Here is a 15469-nt window from a genome sequence, read left to right on the forward strand (position 1 = left end):
TCCATAAATTTATGGTTATTTAAGAAATTCTATTAAATATTATCTAATACCCAATACATGTACTTAAATAAGCAAATCAAACTTTTTCCATGCTTCTTCTAATAATTGAACATTATTCTTAAATAAATCTTTCTTCTCTTCTTCAAGTGACATTATTAAAGAATTAATTAAACTAAGTGGTGCTACAAATGATTTTATTAAAGATGTTCCCTTGCTTATAGCTGTTAAAGTTGTATCTGAATATGGTATTAAAGGAGATAACATATTATCAGTAATCGCTATAGTACTTGCACCTCTTTTCTTTAGATGTGCATATATTTCTACAGTACTTCTAGCATACCTTTCAAAACTAATTCCGATGACCACATCTTCTCCACTGAATTCACTAATTTGTTTTGGAATTTGTTCAATACTCTCAATCAAACTAATATTATTAAACATTAAATCCAAATAATATTTAAAAAAGATTGCTAACGCTGAAGAACTTCCTCGTGCAACTATATATATTTTTTTTGCATTCATCAATAAATTAACAGCTTTATCTAACTCATATAAGTTTAAGTCCTCCATTGTTGATTTAATATTAATTAAATCATCCTCAAATATCCCATAAATATCTTTCTCTTTATCACATACATTTTGCTTTCTTCTTTCAACCTTATTTACTTGTTGCTGCATTGATTCTTGTGTATCTTTTAGAAAGTCAGGATATCCCTTATAACCTAAAAAAATCACAAATCTTGTAACTGTTGCAATACTAACCCCAGATAAATTAGCCAATTTTTCAACGGTCAAAAAAGGTATACTATTAGGATGTGATAGTATGTATTTTGCTATTTTTTCTTGTGCTTTACTCATATTAGGCATCTTCTCTGCTATTTTTTTATATACTTGTGCCATTACTCCACTCCCTTACTTATCCATAATTTTAACGCTATATTACAATAATAAAAATGCTTCTAGACTCTAACCGCTAACTTTATAATATAAATTATTTCTCATTAACTTATAATTCAAAATTCTAAATATATTTAGAAATAAAAAAAGACGCCGAAAAACTTTTAATAGTTCTTCAGCATCTTTGCTTTAAAATTTATTTAATTATATTTTATCATGTAAATCATAATTTGTAAATGCATTTTCAGGAATATATTCAACCTAGTTCATATATTGTTAAATATTACATAACGAATTTACAAAGACAAATAAAATATAACTAAAATGTATTAACCTATCAATTCCTGTATCAATGTATTACCAAAATTCTTTATTTTATCATTGTCAAAATATTGATAATAATAACATTTAATTTTACCATTATACAGCTTTCTATTTTTAGTTGACTTTATTCCAAAAGTTTTTTCAAACGGCTCAAATGAAGTCAATATATTGAAGTCCCAAGTATCCAACTTTTTCTTTACTCTTCCCATATGCTTATAAAGTTCATCTAAAATTTTCTTTTCACCAATTCTTTCTCCATATGGAGGATTTGAAACTATGAATCCATATTTCCTAGAAGTAGAGAATTCCATAAAGTCTCTCTTTTGAAATTGTATGTATTTATCTACGCCTGCTTTTTCAGCATTCTCCATAGCTACCTTAAGAGTCCTATAATCTATGTCATATCCTATTATCTTTAAATCCTTTTGTTTTTGCGACTTTCTCGCACCTTCTTTAACTATATTAAATACATTTCCACTCATTGAAGGCCATGATTCAGAAACAAAGCTCCTATTTACTCCTGGTGCAATATTTTGAGCTATCATAGCAGCTTCAATTAATATAGTTCCAGAACCACAAAACGGATCTATTAATTCAAACTCGTCTTTCCATCTTGATATCAAGAGCATTGATGCTGCTAATGTTTCTTTTAATGGTGCAATTCCAGCAAGCTCTCTGTAGCCTCTTTTGTGTAATCCTGGACCTGTTGTATCAATTGTTAAAGTAACAACATCTTTTAATATTGCAACTTCAATTTTATAAACAGGACCACTTTCACTAAATTGCTCTATTCCATAGCTTTCGCTCATACTATTTACAATGGCTTTTTTAACTATAGATTGACAATCTGGAACACTATGAAGAGTTGATTTAACAGACTTTCCAACAACATGCATAACTCCATCCACGGGAATTATCTTGCTCCAATCTACCTTTTTGGTTCCTTGAAACAATTCCTCAAAAGATCTTGCTTCAAATTCAGCCATTTTTATAAGAACTCTATCAGCTGTTCTCAAATGAACATTAGCAATAGCTATGTCCATCTCATCTCCTTCAAAAGAAACTTTTCCATTTTCTATTTTTAAATCCTCATATCCCAATGCCTTAAGTTCTTTAGCTGTTATACTTTCAATACCAAATGTACTTGTTGCAATTAAGTCATACATCATGTTATTTTCCTCCCTTTATTAACTCCTCTAGCTATTTTCCATTAGCGTCATATATTTTAACTGAATCTTCATCATCTATTTCCTTTAATTTAACAGCAATAACTTCACTTTTTGATGTTGGAATATTTTTTCCTACATAATCTGCTCTTATTGGAAGTTCTTTATGTCCTCTATCAATAAGCACTGCCAATTGTATTACAGTAGGTCTATCTACATCTATAATAGCATCTATTGCTGCTCTAACTGTTCTACACGTATATAAAACATCATCAACTATAACTACCTTTTTATTGTTTATTTCAACACCTAAATTTGAATTTTTCACTTCTGGCGTATCATGCGCAGTAGATAAATCATCTCTATATAAAGTTATATCTACATGTCCTACTGGAACTTCTCTTCCTTCAATACTTTTTATGTATTCAGCAATTCTTTGCGCTAAAGGATAACCTCTTGTCTTAACTCCAATTAAAACAATATCATCTACACCTTTATTTCTTTCTATTATTTCATGGGAAATTCTAATTAATGTTCTATTTATAGCTTTTTCATCTAACAGTCCCGCTTTTAATATCATATTCTCCCTCCAATAACATTTATATATTATTTATTTTCTCTTCTTATAACAATAAATAAATTTTATTCTTATTATGGAATTCGTTTTATATTGTTTCATTTCTTAATTTATCTATTATATCTTTAAAATATTCTGGTAAATCAGTTGTAAATTCAATATACTTATTCTGACCAGGATGAATAAATCCTAGTGTTTTTGCATGCAGCATCTGTCCTTGAACTTTAAATTTTTGTCTTTTAAAACCATAAAGTGGATCACCAACTAGCGGAAATCCAATTGATGCCATATGAACTCTTATTTGATGTGTTCTTCCTGTTTCTAATATACATTTTATCAATGTATATCCATTATATCTCTCAATAACTTCATAATGAGTTACTGCTCTCTTTCCATCTTCAACTATTCCCATTTTTAATCTATCTTTTTTATTTCTTCCTAAAGGCTTATCAATTCTTCCACTATCATTTTTAAGTCTACCTTCAATTAGCGCATAATATTCTCGCTTCATTGAGTGATCTTTCAACTGCTCAGAAAGCTTATTGTGAGCATCATCATTTTTAGCAATTACTAAAACACCTGAAGTATCTTTATCAATTCTATGAACTATTCCTGGCCTTATCACTCCATTTATGCTAGATAAATCTTTACAATGAAATAATAATGCATTAACCAACGTTCCATTATAATTTCCTGGTGCTGGATGAACCACCATTCCTTGAGCTTTATTAACAACTATAATATCTTTATCTTCATATAAAATATCTAACTTTATATTTTCTGGCTCGACTTTTAATAGTTCTGCTTCTGGTAATGTTACTTCAATTCTATCAAAAGGTTTTAATTTATAATTACTTTTAATAATTTTATTATTTACTAATATGCTATCCTTTTCAATAAGACCTTGAATAAAAGATCTAGATTTCTCCTCAAGAGCTTGTGCTAAATATTTGTCAATTCTTGTTCCTTGCTCTTTTTCATCAACTATAAAAACAGTTCTATTCATAAATTAAACCCTTTCTTCATATATTCTCTCAACATTATAATATAATAATATATAATTTACAATGTAAACTTATTTAGTGAAAATATTGTAGAATATACCACTTTCCAAAACTGATTAATAATAAATATCTATAAACACATAAATAACTTATGTTTAAAAGAAAATATTTCTACATCAATTCACAACAGAGAGCTTTCACCAAATAATTACATAAGTGTTGAAGGAGGGTAAATATATAAAAAACCACTCGATGAGTGGTTTTTTTATGTATATCTACTCTCCTTCAACAAAGAAACTTTTTATTTCATTTAACTCATCACTTAATATAGCTGAATCTATACCTTGTTCTGCTTCAAATTTTTCTTCTGTTGCTGCATATTCAGCTATACTGTTATCCTCGTCTTTATTTTCTTCATCCCCAACCGGTTCAGAAACATTGTAATTTTTAATGAAATCTTTTTCTAAATCATCAAAAGTTTCTAATTGAGCATTCATAAAATTTCTATACTTAGCTCTAAATTTAATAAACTCTTGCTTAACTTTTTCATATTCATCATTAACTACAATAACATCATTATGAGCTTTATCAAGAATCTTTTGAGATGTTTCATTTGCATTTTTTATCATTAATTCAGATTCTTTTTTAGCCGAATTTCTAGCTTGCTCTGCAGCATTTTGTGCTAGTAATAAAGTATTTTGTATAGTGCTTTCAATTTTAGAATAATGCTCTATCTTTTCATTTAAATTATTAAGCTTTTCCTTTAAATTAGCATTCTCCTTGAATAATTCTTCAAAACTATCGACTACTTCATCTAAAAATTCATCAACTTCATCTGAATTATAACCTCTTAGTACTCTTTTAAATTCTTTATTATTTATGTCCATTGGTGTTAATTTCATGTCTTCACCTCAACTATGTATATTTTTTTATAGCAATTTTAATTTTTCCACTCTTGCTATTTCCAACCTGATTTTCTAAAATAAACTTTCCTATTCCTCTTATAGTAATTCTCTCTTGATATTTAATTTCATAACTTTTATCTTTAACTTTACAATAATCTATTAATACTAGCCCTTGTTCAATCATTTTTTGTGATTTTGCTCTTGATATATTTGCGATTTTGGAAACTATTCCATCTATTCTTAAAGAAGAAACCAAAATTACTTCTTCTTTAAAAGTTGCTTTAGGAAGAAGTATATTGTTTTCAACCACTTCTACCTTACAAGCTACTTTACCAATTTTATCTAAGTTATATATTATAAAGCTTTCTATTTCCTCATGAACTGGCACATAACATATATTGTTATCTACTAATAAATCACCAATCTTGTTTCTTTCTATACCTAATGACAATATTCCACCTAAAAAATCTTTATGAATAAGATTTGAAAACTTAGAATTATTTTCTATCTTTATCAACTTCATAGGAAATGGATTATCATATAAATTATTAAATAAAATCATTCTTCTTTCAGCATCTTCAAAAAATCCATCTGCTTCAATTTTTAACGATTTACTTGATAAATTTTCTTGAAACCACTTCCAAATATTTGGTGGATAAAAATTCTTTCCAAATACCGGTATATCTTTATCTCTTGCTAATAAATATCTTTCATATAAATTCAATGCTTCATCTCTATCTTCACTTGCAAAATATTGGTTTATTCTTTCCTTCATAATTAAAAAATACTTCCTATTATGAGTCTTCTAATTGCATTAATAATAAATAGAGCAAGTATAGGTGAAAAATCTACTGGCAATCCAGGAATAAATTTATTTTGTAAATTTCTACATGGCTCTAAAATTGGATAAGTAAAGCTATGTATTAGATCTATAAATTTATTGTTAACTTGTGGAATCCACGAAGATATACATTCAATTAATATAGCAAAATCCAACAAATTAAATAACGTATCAAGAATTCTTACAACAATACCTATTCCCATCTATACCTCCTATTTTGACCAATTAAACAATGCCTTCGAACTAAGTTCATTTTTCAACTCATTTGTCACTTCAACATTTGAAGGCGAAAGAAGATATACTCCCTTTTCAATTTGTTGTAATTCTCCTCCTAATGCATAACACGATCCACTTATAAAGTCTAATAATCTTTGAGCAATTTTCAATTCTAAAACTGTTGTATTTACCAAAACAATTCTTCTGTTTTTTAAAGCTTCACAAATTTCAGTTGCTTCTTCATAATCTACTGGTTTTGTAATTGTTACTTTAGTAGCTGACGATGTATGAATATTTACAACCTTGCTATTTTTCTTATTTGTTATAACAGGTTCTATTGACTCTTCTTCTTCTCTTACTTCATCTTCATACTCTTCATCTTCATAATCTTCATAATCCTCATAATCTTCAAATCCTAATAAAGACTTAACTTTTGATAAAACATTACTCATTTTTTTCTCCTCCTGCATTATAATTTCTTTCCCCAAATATACCAGTTCCTATTCTAACTAATGTAGATCCTTCATCAATTGCTGTCATGTAGTCATGTGTCATTCCCATTGATAAAATCTCCATACTAATATTCTTAAATTTTTTAGTTTTTAGTTCTTCAAATATTTCTTTTGTTCTTTTAAAATATCTTCTATTACTCTCTTCATCTCCCTGTGGAATAATCACCATTATCCCTTTTACAAGAACATGATCACATTTCTCTATTTTATTTATAAATTCATATAAATTTTCTTCTAAAATTCCAGTTTTGCTTTCTTCTCTTCCAATGTTAATTTGAATTAATGCATTAGCAGTTTTATTAACTCTTCCAAATACTTTCTCTATTTCATTTAATAAATTAACACTATCTAAAGAATGTATTAAATAAACTTTATCTACTAGATATTTAACTTTATTGGTTTGAAGATGCCCAATAAGATGCCATCTTACATCCTCATGAAAGTTTTCACTTTTTTTCACAAGTTCTTGAACCTTATTTTCCCCAAAATCTCGCATTCCAGCTTCATATGCTTCTTCTAAATAACTTAATGGCTTTGTTTTAGAAACAGCCAAAAGTTTTACTCCTTCTGGAATTTGGGTTATTATCTCTTCTATATTTTGTTTAATTCCCATTACCTAACACCTTTAAAACTATTCCTTTCTTACATCTCAATATTTTATATTCTCTAAAAAAATTAAATTTCCTTCAAAAATAATTAAAATTTAATTTTATTTATTAGCTTCCGCTGTTTTCATGTATTTAACATTTGTATTTGCAGTTGTTGGAGGCATTGTGATTTTATCACTTTCATCGATTTCCACATATAATTTTCTAAGCATCAACTCTCTAACATGACTTCCATCCTCCAAAATGGCTGCCTTTAATTTTTCTGGATCTCCTATAGCATAAATATTGAATGGTGCGGATTCCATAGTGCCATCATCAAATTGTATAAATGCCCATGCACATACAGCACCAGACCATGGCACTACCCTATGGTTATTTACACTAATTGCTTCTGCTCCTGCCTTACGAAGTTCATTTAAAACCAAAGCCATATCACTATCATGCAAAAGCTTGCTCATAACTTCATCTATACCTTCTTCTTCTACATTGGTCTTTCCATCATTTATTTTAAGAATAATTCCTCGTCCTTCGACCTGTTTTGTTCCTGTGAACATTCCATAATCACTAATTTGCGCTTTTATATCTTCAACAATTTTTTCTTTTTGAGTATCATTTTTAGTATAATCATTAAATTTTTGTCTTATTTCCGAATTGTTCTCTTTTAAATTTGCTATATCTGTATATAATATAGCTCTCTCTTCTACTGCATTTTGATACTGAGTTGTATTTAACTGTTCATATGATTGAATTCCTTTAAAATTAAAATTCATTGAAATTAAAGCGCCTAATATTATGGCTGCAATGAAAACTAAGAAAAAGTCTTTACTATTTTTCATCACATCACCTCTTTAACTCTGTTCACTATTCTCTTTATGTTCAGTTTTTTTTATCTTTTGATTTTTCTTTTCTCTAAAGCTTTCTAATAACAATCTTCTTGCAATAGCAAAGTTATCAAAAATTCTTCCTCCAAATACTATTACAGCTGCAATATATATTGGTATCCCTAATTTATCTCCTAAATAAGCAAGTCCTGCCGCTAGTAAAGAATTCCCAAAAAAACCTGATATAAATATATCCGCCTTAAAACTTTTAGAAAGATTAGCTCTAATAGCTCCAAACACAGAATCTAAACATGCAAGTATTGCTACTGACATATACGGTGATAATTTATCTGATATATTCACATCCAGCACAAATCCAAGTATTATCCCAATTAGTAGTCCTATTAATGCAATCACTATGTTTCTCCCCTATTCCTTAACCGATTTAATAAATTCACTTTTTAATGATTGTGTTGCTTTACCTATAAATATATCATCTTCAGATTTTATTTCATTATTGTAATTAGGAAGAGCAAGATATTCCATTGAACCTGGAAATGATAATCCCACATTAAGTCTGCCCTTTTCACCAATAGCTTTAATCACTATTTTTTCCTTTGGATATATTCGTCCAGCAGATCCTATTGCTATTCCATTCCCTGCAGTTTTAATTCCTGTTTGCGGAGTTATGCGTATGTCATTTATTGAAATAGCTTCTGCTCCTGAATACCAAAGTAAATTTACTATATGAACTATTTCATCTTCACCTAAATCTCTGCTTTTATCATTTAAATTTGAACCAAATATTGAGCTCTTAGGAGATATTGTAAGAGTTATTCCTGGTCCTCTAACAGCAACTACTCCTAAATGCATTCTAGCATCATCTAGTTGGTTCTTTATCTCTTTGTCCAAATCACCATCTTTAGATGCAGATTCCTCCATTTTCTTTAGCTCTTCTGATAGATTAGTATTTGTTTTTGAAAGTTCTTGCTTCTCTTTTTTAAGTGTCTCTATTTCAGACACTATATCATTTTTATCGTAATTACTGATGCTTCCTTGAATATTTTTATTTGATAAAACTTTAAATTGATAAGCTAATAAAAAACCTAATAGGCTACAAACAACAGCTACAAATAATTGCGATTTAGATATCTTCATTCTTACCTTACCTTTCCTACTTACTGTAATATATAGGAGATCCATCAAACCCCACGTCTACATATCCGCTTTTAATCCCAATCTCTGGACTTTCAATTATATGCAATAACTTATTCATTTTATTGGGTATATTTTCATCATTACCTATTCTGCCTTCTATATCCCCAATATATACTCTTATATTCATTAAATCACTAAGATCAATTGATTCTATATTATAATTAGTTGGATTTATATCTACAATCTTTTTAAATACTTCTAAAAAGCTTAGAATTCTATCATTATCTACAATTTCTTGTCCTAGTTCCCCATCTGATAGATTTATTCCCTTTATGTTAATTAAATTTCTATTTTCAATATTATTAGTTTTTTCTAACAATACTCCTTTATTACTAAAAACATAATACTGTCCATCTTTTTCGGTACAATATACTCCCTGTTTTTCAGCAATTTTTATATTAACCTGCTTTGGATATACTTTGCTAATCTCAACGCTATCAATATAAGGATTTTTCTTAGCTTCATTTAATATATTACTTTTATTAATAAAAAAGAGATTTTGTCCAATTAAATTTTCTGTTTTCTTTTTTATGTCTTCACCACTCATAATTGGATTTCCTAAAATAGCTACTTTTTTAATAACAAAAAAATTTGATTTAGTTACAAAAACTATACCAGCAATTATTAATATAACAAATATCCATATTACTCTTCTTATTCGTTTTTTTCGTCGTGCTTTTAAAATAAGTTTGTTACTTGATTTTACCATATATCGTCCTACTCTTTGCATTCTATTTTTTTAACAAAATATATTCTAAATATAATATTACTTTAAATTCCATATATAATAATACCACTTTAATAAAATTTTTTCATTAAATTTTTAAACATTCTATTTATTATGTCATATTAAAAAATTTATTATAAAAATCAAAATGGCATCATACTTCACTTTGATTTGTTTTTAGTTTTATACTAAGGTAAATCAAAAAATAACAGGTCCATCCGCCAAGCCTATTCTTCATCAGAGGATTTCTCTAATAGCCCGCTATAAGACAAATCTACTTCCTTGCCTGATGAAAAATAATCATGACATTTTGGACTTGTTATTTTCTTTCATGTGCCTAAAATAAAATCAAAGCATAGCACGATGCCATTTTAATTTTTAATATTGTGTTTATAAATTTTTAATTTGTTGCTTTCCTTCAATTTGACGTGATATGTTTAAAAGAATTCCCATTGCCGTCATATTTATGACGAGCGATGTACCACCATAACTAATAAATGGTAATGGCACTCCTGTAACAGGCATTGATCCTGTTACAACTGCAATGTTTATTAAAGATTGTACTGCTATTACTGAAGTTATTCCTATAGCCAAAAGTGTTCCATAAGTATCTCTAGCTTTCATAGCTACATTAATACCTCTCCAAATAAATATTACAAATAATATTATTATGCACACACATCCTATAAGCCCTAACTCTTCTCCTATTATTGAAAGTATAAAATCATTATGCGGCTCTGGCATATATAACGTCTTCTGTCTTGATTGTCCAAGACCTAATCCTGTAATTCCACCAGCTCCAAGTGCATAAAATGATTGTATTAATTGATATCCGTTTCCAGCCGGATCTTTCCATGGATTAATAAAATTCAACATTCTAGCTCTTCTATATGCAGTTGAAATAGTAAAAAATAGTGCTGCCCCTACCATTGCCGGAGCTACAATTCCAAATAAATGTTTAACTCTTCCACCCGAAGCAAATAACATTATAAATGTTACAATCATTATAACTGAAGCAATACTTAAATTTTTTTCTAACAATACTAACCCTGCGAAAAAACCTGCCACACCCAAAAATGGCAATATTCCGGTTTTAAATTCCTTTACCCCTTCACCTTTCATATCAAGAGTCATTGCCAAAAATAATACTACAGCATACTTTGTGAGATCTGATGGTTGAAAGCTTAAAGGTCCAAGCGTAATCCATCTTTGTGCACCATTTACACCTGAGAAAAAAAATACTGCAATTAATAAAGGCACACAAATTATAATTATTGCAGGTGTATATTTTCTCAATTTATGATAATCATAATGCATCATAAATGACATTGTAACTATTCCAAGAGGTGCCCAAATCAATTGTTTTTTTAAGAAATACATACTATCATTATATGTGAACATTGAATAATATGAACTTGCAGAATATACCATCACCGTCCCAATTGCTAAAAGTAATAATACAGTATAGAAAATACCATAATCTACTTCACCCATTTTTCTTTTTCTTTTTGGACTAGTAACTTTCATACATAAATCCTCCAAACTTAATTACTAAATAGCTATAAAACCTATAATGCATAAAATTGTTGTGATACTTGAAAATACAGTTACTATTTTTACTTCACTCCATCCACATTGTTCAAAATGATGATGTATAGGTGACATTTTAAATACTCTTTTACCTGTCAATTTAAATGAAGTAACTTGAATTATAACAGATAAAGTTTCAATTAAATATATTCCACCAACAATTATTACAAACACTTCCATTTTAAGCATTAATGCTAAAGTTCCTATAGCTCCTCCAAGAGCTAAAGAACCTGTATCTCCCATAAATATTTTTGCTGGAAAAGCATTATATTTAAGAAAACCAAGTAATGCTCCTGCAAGTGCAATTGAAAAAACTGCTACTTCAGCATTTCCTGTTTTAAATCCAACTATAGCAAAAAATGTCAAAACTATTACTGTAACAGAAGTAGCTAAACCATCTATACCATCTGTTAAATTAACCGCATTAGTAACTGCTGCATAATAAACAACTATAAATGGTATATATAATATACCTAAATTTATAGAAAATTTATTTCCCACAAAAGGAATTAAAATTTCACTACCTATATATCTATATCCGTACCATGCTAGAGCTATAGAAAACAAAACTAAAAGAATCATTTTTTGTCCCGCTTTTAATCCTAGATTATCTTTATGTATTATTTTTAACATATCATCTAAGAATCCAATAAACCCAAATGCAATAAACGAATATAGAATTATCATTTCTTTATCCATAAATCTATGTCCCATAACTAGTATGGTTGCTGCTACTGAAATAAAGAATATAAGGCCTCCCATTGTTGGAGTTCCCGCTTTCTTTTGATGACTTTTAGGACCCTCTTTTCTAATATTTTGACCAAACTTTAACTTGTGTAATACAGGTATAAATATTGGTCCAAGTACTATTGAAAATATAAATCCCATTATTAAAGGTGTTAACACCCTTGAACTAAAAATTGCTGTTATTGTTTCCCCCATCTAGTGCTGCCTAATATTAAGGCAGGTCACCTCCTTCGTTTTATTTTATTTTTCTATACCTTTAATTATTTCTTCAAATTTTGCACTTCTAGATGCTTTAACTAAAATAGTATCCCCTGGTTTTATGATATTAGTTAAATTTTCTACAAGCTCTTCTTTTGTTTCAAACGTTATAGTTCCTTCCTTAAAACCTTCTTTATAATAATCTTTAAATTCTCCTGTGGTCACTAAAATATCAGCTTTTTCTTTTGCAAATTCACCAATACTTCTATGTGCTTCATTAGCATGCTCTCCTAATTCTCCCATTGTTCCAAGAACTGCTATCTTTCGTGAACCAGAATAATTTTTTAACACTTCTAATGCTGCCTTCATTGAATCAGGATTTGCATTATAGGAATCATTTATAATTGTAAAATCATTCTTTTTTATAAATTCAAGTCTCATAGATGTAGCTTGAAAATTTTCAAGTCCTCTTTCCATTTCTTCAAATGTAAGACCTAAATCTATAGATATTTGTATTCCCAATAATGCATTTAATACATTATGTTCTCCGATCATATTTAAAGTAAATGTGTGACTTTTATTATCTTTAGTTATAACATCAAAAGATGTATTCTCACATGTTAATTTTACATTTTTGGCATAAAGGTCATAGCTTTCATCATAACCTATTTTTTCCAATTTAGCTTTATTATATTCATTTACTGTTTTCAACATGTCATTCTCACAATTTATAACAAGTGAATTTTTATTTTCGAAAAAGTCTGCTATACACATCTTCTCTTTAAGTATATTTTCTCTAGTCTTTAAATATTCTATATGCGCTACTCCAATATTAGTTATTGCACCTATATCTGGCATTGCAATTCGAGCAAGTCTATTGATTTCTCCAAAATTGCTAGTACCCATTTCAAGTACTGCTACATCATAATCCTTTGAAAGTTCAAATATCATAAGAGGTAATCCAATCTCATTGTTAAAATTACCTTTAGTTTTGAATACTTTATACTTTCCACTTAAAAATGCAGCAATTAAATCCTTAGTTGAAGTTTTTCCAGTTGATCCAGTTATTCCAACAACTTTTATGCCAAGTTTTTGCCTATAGAATCTTGCTAAATCCCCTAAAGCTTTTTTAGTATTATCAACTACGATAATTGTTCCTTTGCTTCCTAACTCTTCTTCTTTAAATTTAATCTCATCAATTATTACTATAGCTGCACCTTTTTCAATAGCTGATACTACATAATTATTTCCATTAAAATTTTCTCCTTTTAATGCAATAAACAAGTCATTTTTTTCTATCTTTCTTGTATCTGTTGAAACCTTGTTAAACTTTCCTTCATTATTTTGTATTAATATTTTTCCTTCTATTGCTTTAATTATTTCATTTAGCGTTAAATCCAACTTCCACACCCCTTTTTTATTTGCAACAAATAATCTTCAATCAATAACTCATTAATTTATAGTCATTTAACTATGCTCTATTTTCCATCGAATCGAGTATTTCTTTAATTACTTCTCTTTCGTCAAAATGTATAGTTTTATCTTTTAAAATTTGATATGTTTCATGCCCTTTACCTGCAATAACTATTACATCATCTTTAGATGCAATATCAATAGCTTTTTTAATAGCTTCTTTTCTATTTTCTATAACTATATAATTGTCCTTATCAATTCCAGCTTCAATATCTTTTATAATAGCCATTGGCTCTTCACTTCTTGGATTATCAGAAGTTATTATTGCTGTATCCGCAATATCTACTCCAATTTTACCCATTTGTGGTCTTTTTACCTTATCTCTGTCTCCACCACATCCAAATATAGCTATTAACTTTCCTTTTGTAAAAGCTTTTGCTGTTTCTAATATATTTTCAAGTCCATCTGGAGTATGTGCATAATCTATGATTATTTCATAAGGTAAATTATATTCTTTTCCAACTCTTTCACATCTACCTGGAACTACAACATTTGCTATTCCCTCTTTTATACTTTTTATAGGAACACCTAATTTAAAACATACTGCAATAGCACCTAAAGCATTATAAATATTATATTCACCTGGGATATTTAAAACGAATTGTTCCTCTTCTCCTAAATTAATCTTAAATTTAATCTCTTTACTTCCCATTTCTTCATCAAATACTTTAAAATCTGCATTTTCTCTTGATGAGAAAGAGTATACATTATTTGCTTTTATTTTACTTAAATCTTCAATAACTTGCTTTCCATAATTATCGTCAATGTTAACAATTCTTATACCACATCTTTCAAACAATTTAAATTTAGCCTTATAATAATTTTCAAAAGTTTTATGAAAATCTAGATGATCTCTAGTTAAATTAGTAAAAATACCAGCTTCAAACTTAACACCATAAACTCTATCTAAAGCTAACGAATGAGATGATACTTCCATGACGCAATATTCTACTCCCTTATCTACCATATGTGCAAACAATTCTTGTAATTCCAATGATTCAGGAGTTGTTCTTTCAGTATGAATTTTCTCATTTCCAATGTAATTTGCAATTGTTCCAATTAATCCAACTTTCTTATTATAAGATTCTAATATGTCTTTTATCATAAATGCAGTAGTAGTTTTTCCATTAGTCCCTGTTATTCCAATCACTTTCATTTTTTTACTAGGATTATCGTAATAATTAGCACCTATCATCGCTAAAGCTTTTCTTGTATCCTCACATTTTATAATTATAATTTCCTTATTATCAATACTTACATCATCTTGTATAATAATTACTTTAGCTCCATTTTCTATAGCCTTATTAACATATTTATGTCCATCTGTTGTATATCCCTTAATACATACAAAAATATCAGAATCTTGAACTTTTCTACTATCATAATTTATCTTGCTTATTTCTACATTAATATCACCTTGAACAACTTTATAATCTACTCCATTTAAAATAGTATTTAAATTCATATTAAATCTCTCCTAACTTTATAAAAAATATAGCATGTGAGCATTACCCACATGCTATTGTTTTATCCTTTATCTAAGTTACTGTAAATTTTTAATCAAACAATTAGAAATTACATTGCTTAGACTAAATAACTCAATTAGATATTGCTTTAAAAACTTTTTTAGAACATCTAACTTTAG

General features: G+C 28.3%; 17 protein-coding genes. All 17 read right to left on the reverse strand.

The features are described from left to right. Window positions 1-63: 63 nt before the first annotated feature. Window positions 64-900: a MurR/RpiR family transcriptional regulator gene (locus CLSA_RS13100; protein WP_022746835.1), complete on the reverse strand. Its 837-nt coding sequence runs from the start codon at window positions 898-900 to the stop codon at window positions 64-66. Window positions 901-1226: 326 nt separating this feature from the next. Beyond that, a complete protein-coding gene (locus CLSA_RS13105) occupies window positions 1227-2390 on the reverse strand; it encodes a THUMP domain-containing class I SAM-dependent RNA methyltransferase (protein ID WP_022746836.1) in 1164 nt (387 codons plus the stop codon). Window positions 2391-2421: 31 nt separating this feature from the next. Continuing rightward, entirely contained in the window at window positions 2422-2967 is a 546-nt protein-coding gene (gene pyrR / locus CLSA_RS13110) for a bifunctional pyr operon transcriptional regulator/uracil phosphoribosyltransferase PyrR (protein WP_022746837.1), read from the reverse strand. 85 nt (window positions 2968-3052) lie between these two features. Then, complete coding sequence (locus tag CLSA_RS13115; RefSeq protein WP_022746838.1) at window positions 3053-3970, reverse strand: RluA family pseudouridine synthase; 918 nt, start codon at window positions 3968-3970, stop codon at window positions 3053-3055. 273 nt (window positions 3971-4243) lie between these two features. Continuing rightward, window positions 4244-4870 (reverse strand): DivIVA domain-containing protein, encoded by a 627-nt coding sequence (locus CLSA_RS13120; RefSeq protein ID WP_022746839.1) that lies wholly within the window; start codon window positions 4868-4870, stop codon window positions 4244-4246. A gap of 13 nt (window positions 4871-4883) precedes the next feature. Further along, window positions 4884-5648 carry a YlmH family RNA-binding protein gene (locus tag CLSA_RS13125; RefSeq protein WP_022746840.1) on the reverse strand — a complete coding sequence of 255 codons (765 nt, stop codon included), beginning with the start codon at window positions 5646-5648 and terminating at the stop codon, window positions 4884-4886. 2 nt (window positions 5649-5650) lie between these two features. After that, entirely contained in the window at window positions 5651-5917 is a 267-nt protein-coding gene (locus CLSA_RS13130) for a YggT family protein (RefSeq protein WP_022746841.1), read from the reverse strand. A 9-nt stretch (window positions 5918-5926) separates the two neighbouring features. After that, window positions 5927-6382, reverse strand: coding sequence for a cell division protein SepF (locus CLSA_RS13135; protein WP_041716272.1), 456 nt, complete (start codon window positions 6380-6382; stop codon window positions 5927-5929). Continuing rightward, window positions 6375-7055: a YggS family pyridoxal phosphate-dependent enzyme gene (locus CLSA_RS13140; RefSeq protein WP_022746843.1), complete on the reverse strand. Its 681-nt coding sequence runs from the start codon at window positions 7053-7055 to the stop codon at window positions 6375-6377. Before CLSA_RS13140 ends, CLSA_RS13135 begins: the two co-directional genes overlap by 8 nt. Window positions 7056-7151: 96 nt before the next feature. Further along, window positions 7152-7886: a DUF881 domain-containing protein gene (locus CLSA_RS13145; protein ID WP_022746844.1), complete on the reverse strand. Its 735-nt coding sequence runs from the start codon at window positions 7884-7886 to the stop codon at window positions 7152-7154. Window positions 7887-7898: 12 nt separating this feature from the next. Then, window positions 7899-8288 (reverse strand): small basic family protein, encoded by a 390-nt coding sequence (locus CLSA_RS13150; protein ID WP_022746845.1) that lies wholly within the window; start codon window positions 8286-8288, stop codon window positions 7899-7901. Window positions 8289-8300: 12 nt separating this feature from the next. After that, entirely contained in the window at window positions 8301-9029 is a 729-nt protein-coding gene (locus CLSA_RS13155) for a DUF881 domain-containing protein (protein WP_041716613.1), read from the reverse strand. A 16-nt stretch (window positions 9030-9045) separates the two neighbouring features. After that, window positions 9046-9798: a cell division protein FtsQ/DivIB gene (locus tag CLSA_RS13160; protein WP_022746847.1), complete on the reverse strand. Its 753-nt coding sequence runs from the start codon at window positions 9796-9798 to the stop codon at window positions 9046-9048. A 408-nt stretch (window positions 9799-10206) separates the two neighbouring features. Continuing rightward, window positions 10207-11343, reverse strand: coding sequence for a stage V sporulation protein E (spoVE, locus tag CLSA_RS13165; RefSeq protein WP_022746848.1), 1137 nt, complete (start codon window positions 11341-11343; stop codon window positions 10207-10209). Window positions 11344-11367: 24 nt separating this feature from the next. Further along, on the reverse strand, window positions 11368-12348 hold the full coding sequence (gene mraY, locus CLSA_RS13170) for a phospho-N-acetylmuramoyl-pentapeptide-transferase (protein ID WP_022746849.1): 981 nt from the start codon (window positions 12346-12348) through the stop codon (window positions 11368-11370). 45 nt (window positions 12349-12393) lie between these two features. Continuing rightward, window positions 12394-13752, reverse strand: a complete 1359-nt coding sequence (locus CLSA_RS13175; protein ID WP_022746850.1) for a UDP-N-acetylmuramoyl-tripeptide--D-alanyl-D-alanine ligase — start codon at window positions 13750-13752, stop codon at window positions 12394-12396. A gap of 70 nt (window positions 13753-13822) precedes the next feature. Beyond that, the gene (locus CLSA_RS13180) at window positions 13823-15289 is read right to left on the reverse strand and encodes a UDP-N-acetylmuramoyl-L-alanyl-D-glutamate--2,6-diaminopimelate ligase (protein ID WP_022746851.1); all 1467 of its coding nucleotides are present in this window, start codon (window positions 15287-15289) and stop codon (window positions 13823-13825) included. Between the last annotated feature and the right edge of the window lie 180 nt (window positions 15290-15469).

This window comes from Clostridium saccharobutylicum DSM 13864, assembly GCF_000473995.1.
Lineage (GTDB): Bacteria > Bacillota > Clostridia > Clostridiales > Clostridiaceae > Clostridium > Clostridium saccharobutylicum.

Bases quoted from the DNA above. Each gene is read 5' to 3' on its own strand.
- CLSA_RS13100 (WP_022746835.1), bottom strand. From the start codon at position 900: ATGGCACAAGTATATAAAAAAATAGCAGAGAAGATGCCTAATATGAGT.
- CLSA_RS13105 (WP_022746836.1), bottom strand. From the start codon at position 2,390: ATGATGTATGACTTAATTGCAACAAGTACATTTGGTATTGAAAGTATA.
- pyrR (WP_022746837.1), bottom strand. From the start codon at position 2,967: ATGATATTAAAAGCGGGACTGTTAGATGAAAAAGCTATAAATAGAACA.
- CLSA_RS13115 (WP_022746838.1), bottom strand. From the start codon at position 3,970: ATGAATAGAACTGTTTTTATAGTTGATGAAAAAGAGCAAGGAACAAGA.
- CLSA_RS13120 (WP_022746839.1), bottom strand. From the start codon at position 4,870: ATGAAATTAACACCAATGGACATAAATAATAAAGAATTTAAAAGAGTA.
- CLSA_RS13125 (WP_022746840.1), bottom strand. From the start codon at position 5,648: ATGAAGGAAAGAATAAACCAATATTTTGCAAGTGAAGATAGAGATGAA.
- CLSA_RS13130 (WP_022746841.1), bottom strand. From the start codon at position 5,917: ATGGGAATAGGTATTGTTGTAAGAATTCTTGATACGTTATTTAATTTG.
- CLSA_RS13135 (WP_041716272.1), bottom strand. From the start codon at position 6,382: ATGAGTAATGTTTTATCAAAAGTTAAGTCTTTATTAGGATTTGAAGAT.
- CLSA_RS13140 (WP_022746843.1), bottom strand. From the start codon at position 7,055: ATGGGAATTAAACAAAATATAGAAGAGATAATAACCCAAATTCCAGAA.
- CLSA_RS13145 (WP_022746844.1), bottom strand. From the start codon at position 7,886: ATGAAAAATAGTAAAGACTTTTTCTTAGTTTTCATTGCAGCCATAATA.
- CLSA_RS13155 (WP_041716613.1), bottom strand. From the start codon at position 9,029: ATGAAGATATCTAAATCGCAATTATTTGTAGCTGTTGTTTGTAGCCTA.
- CLSA_RS13160 (WP_022746847.1), bottom strand. From the start codon at position 9,798: ATGGTAAAATCAAGTAACAAACTTATTTTAAAAGCACGACGAAAAAAA.
- spoVE (WP_022746848.1), bottom strand. From the start codon at position 11,343: ATGAAAGTTACTAGTCCAAAAAGAAAAAGAAAAATGGGTGAAGTAGAT.
- mraY (WP_022746849.1), bottom strand. From the start codon at position 12,348: ATGGGGGAAACAATAACAGCAATTTTTAGTTCAAGGGTGTTAACACCT.
- CLSA_RS13180 (WP_022746851.1), bottom strand. From the start codon at position 15,289: ATGAATTTAAATACTATTTTAAATGGAGTAGATTATAAAGTTGTTCAA.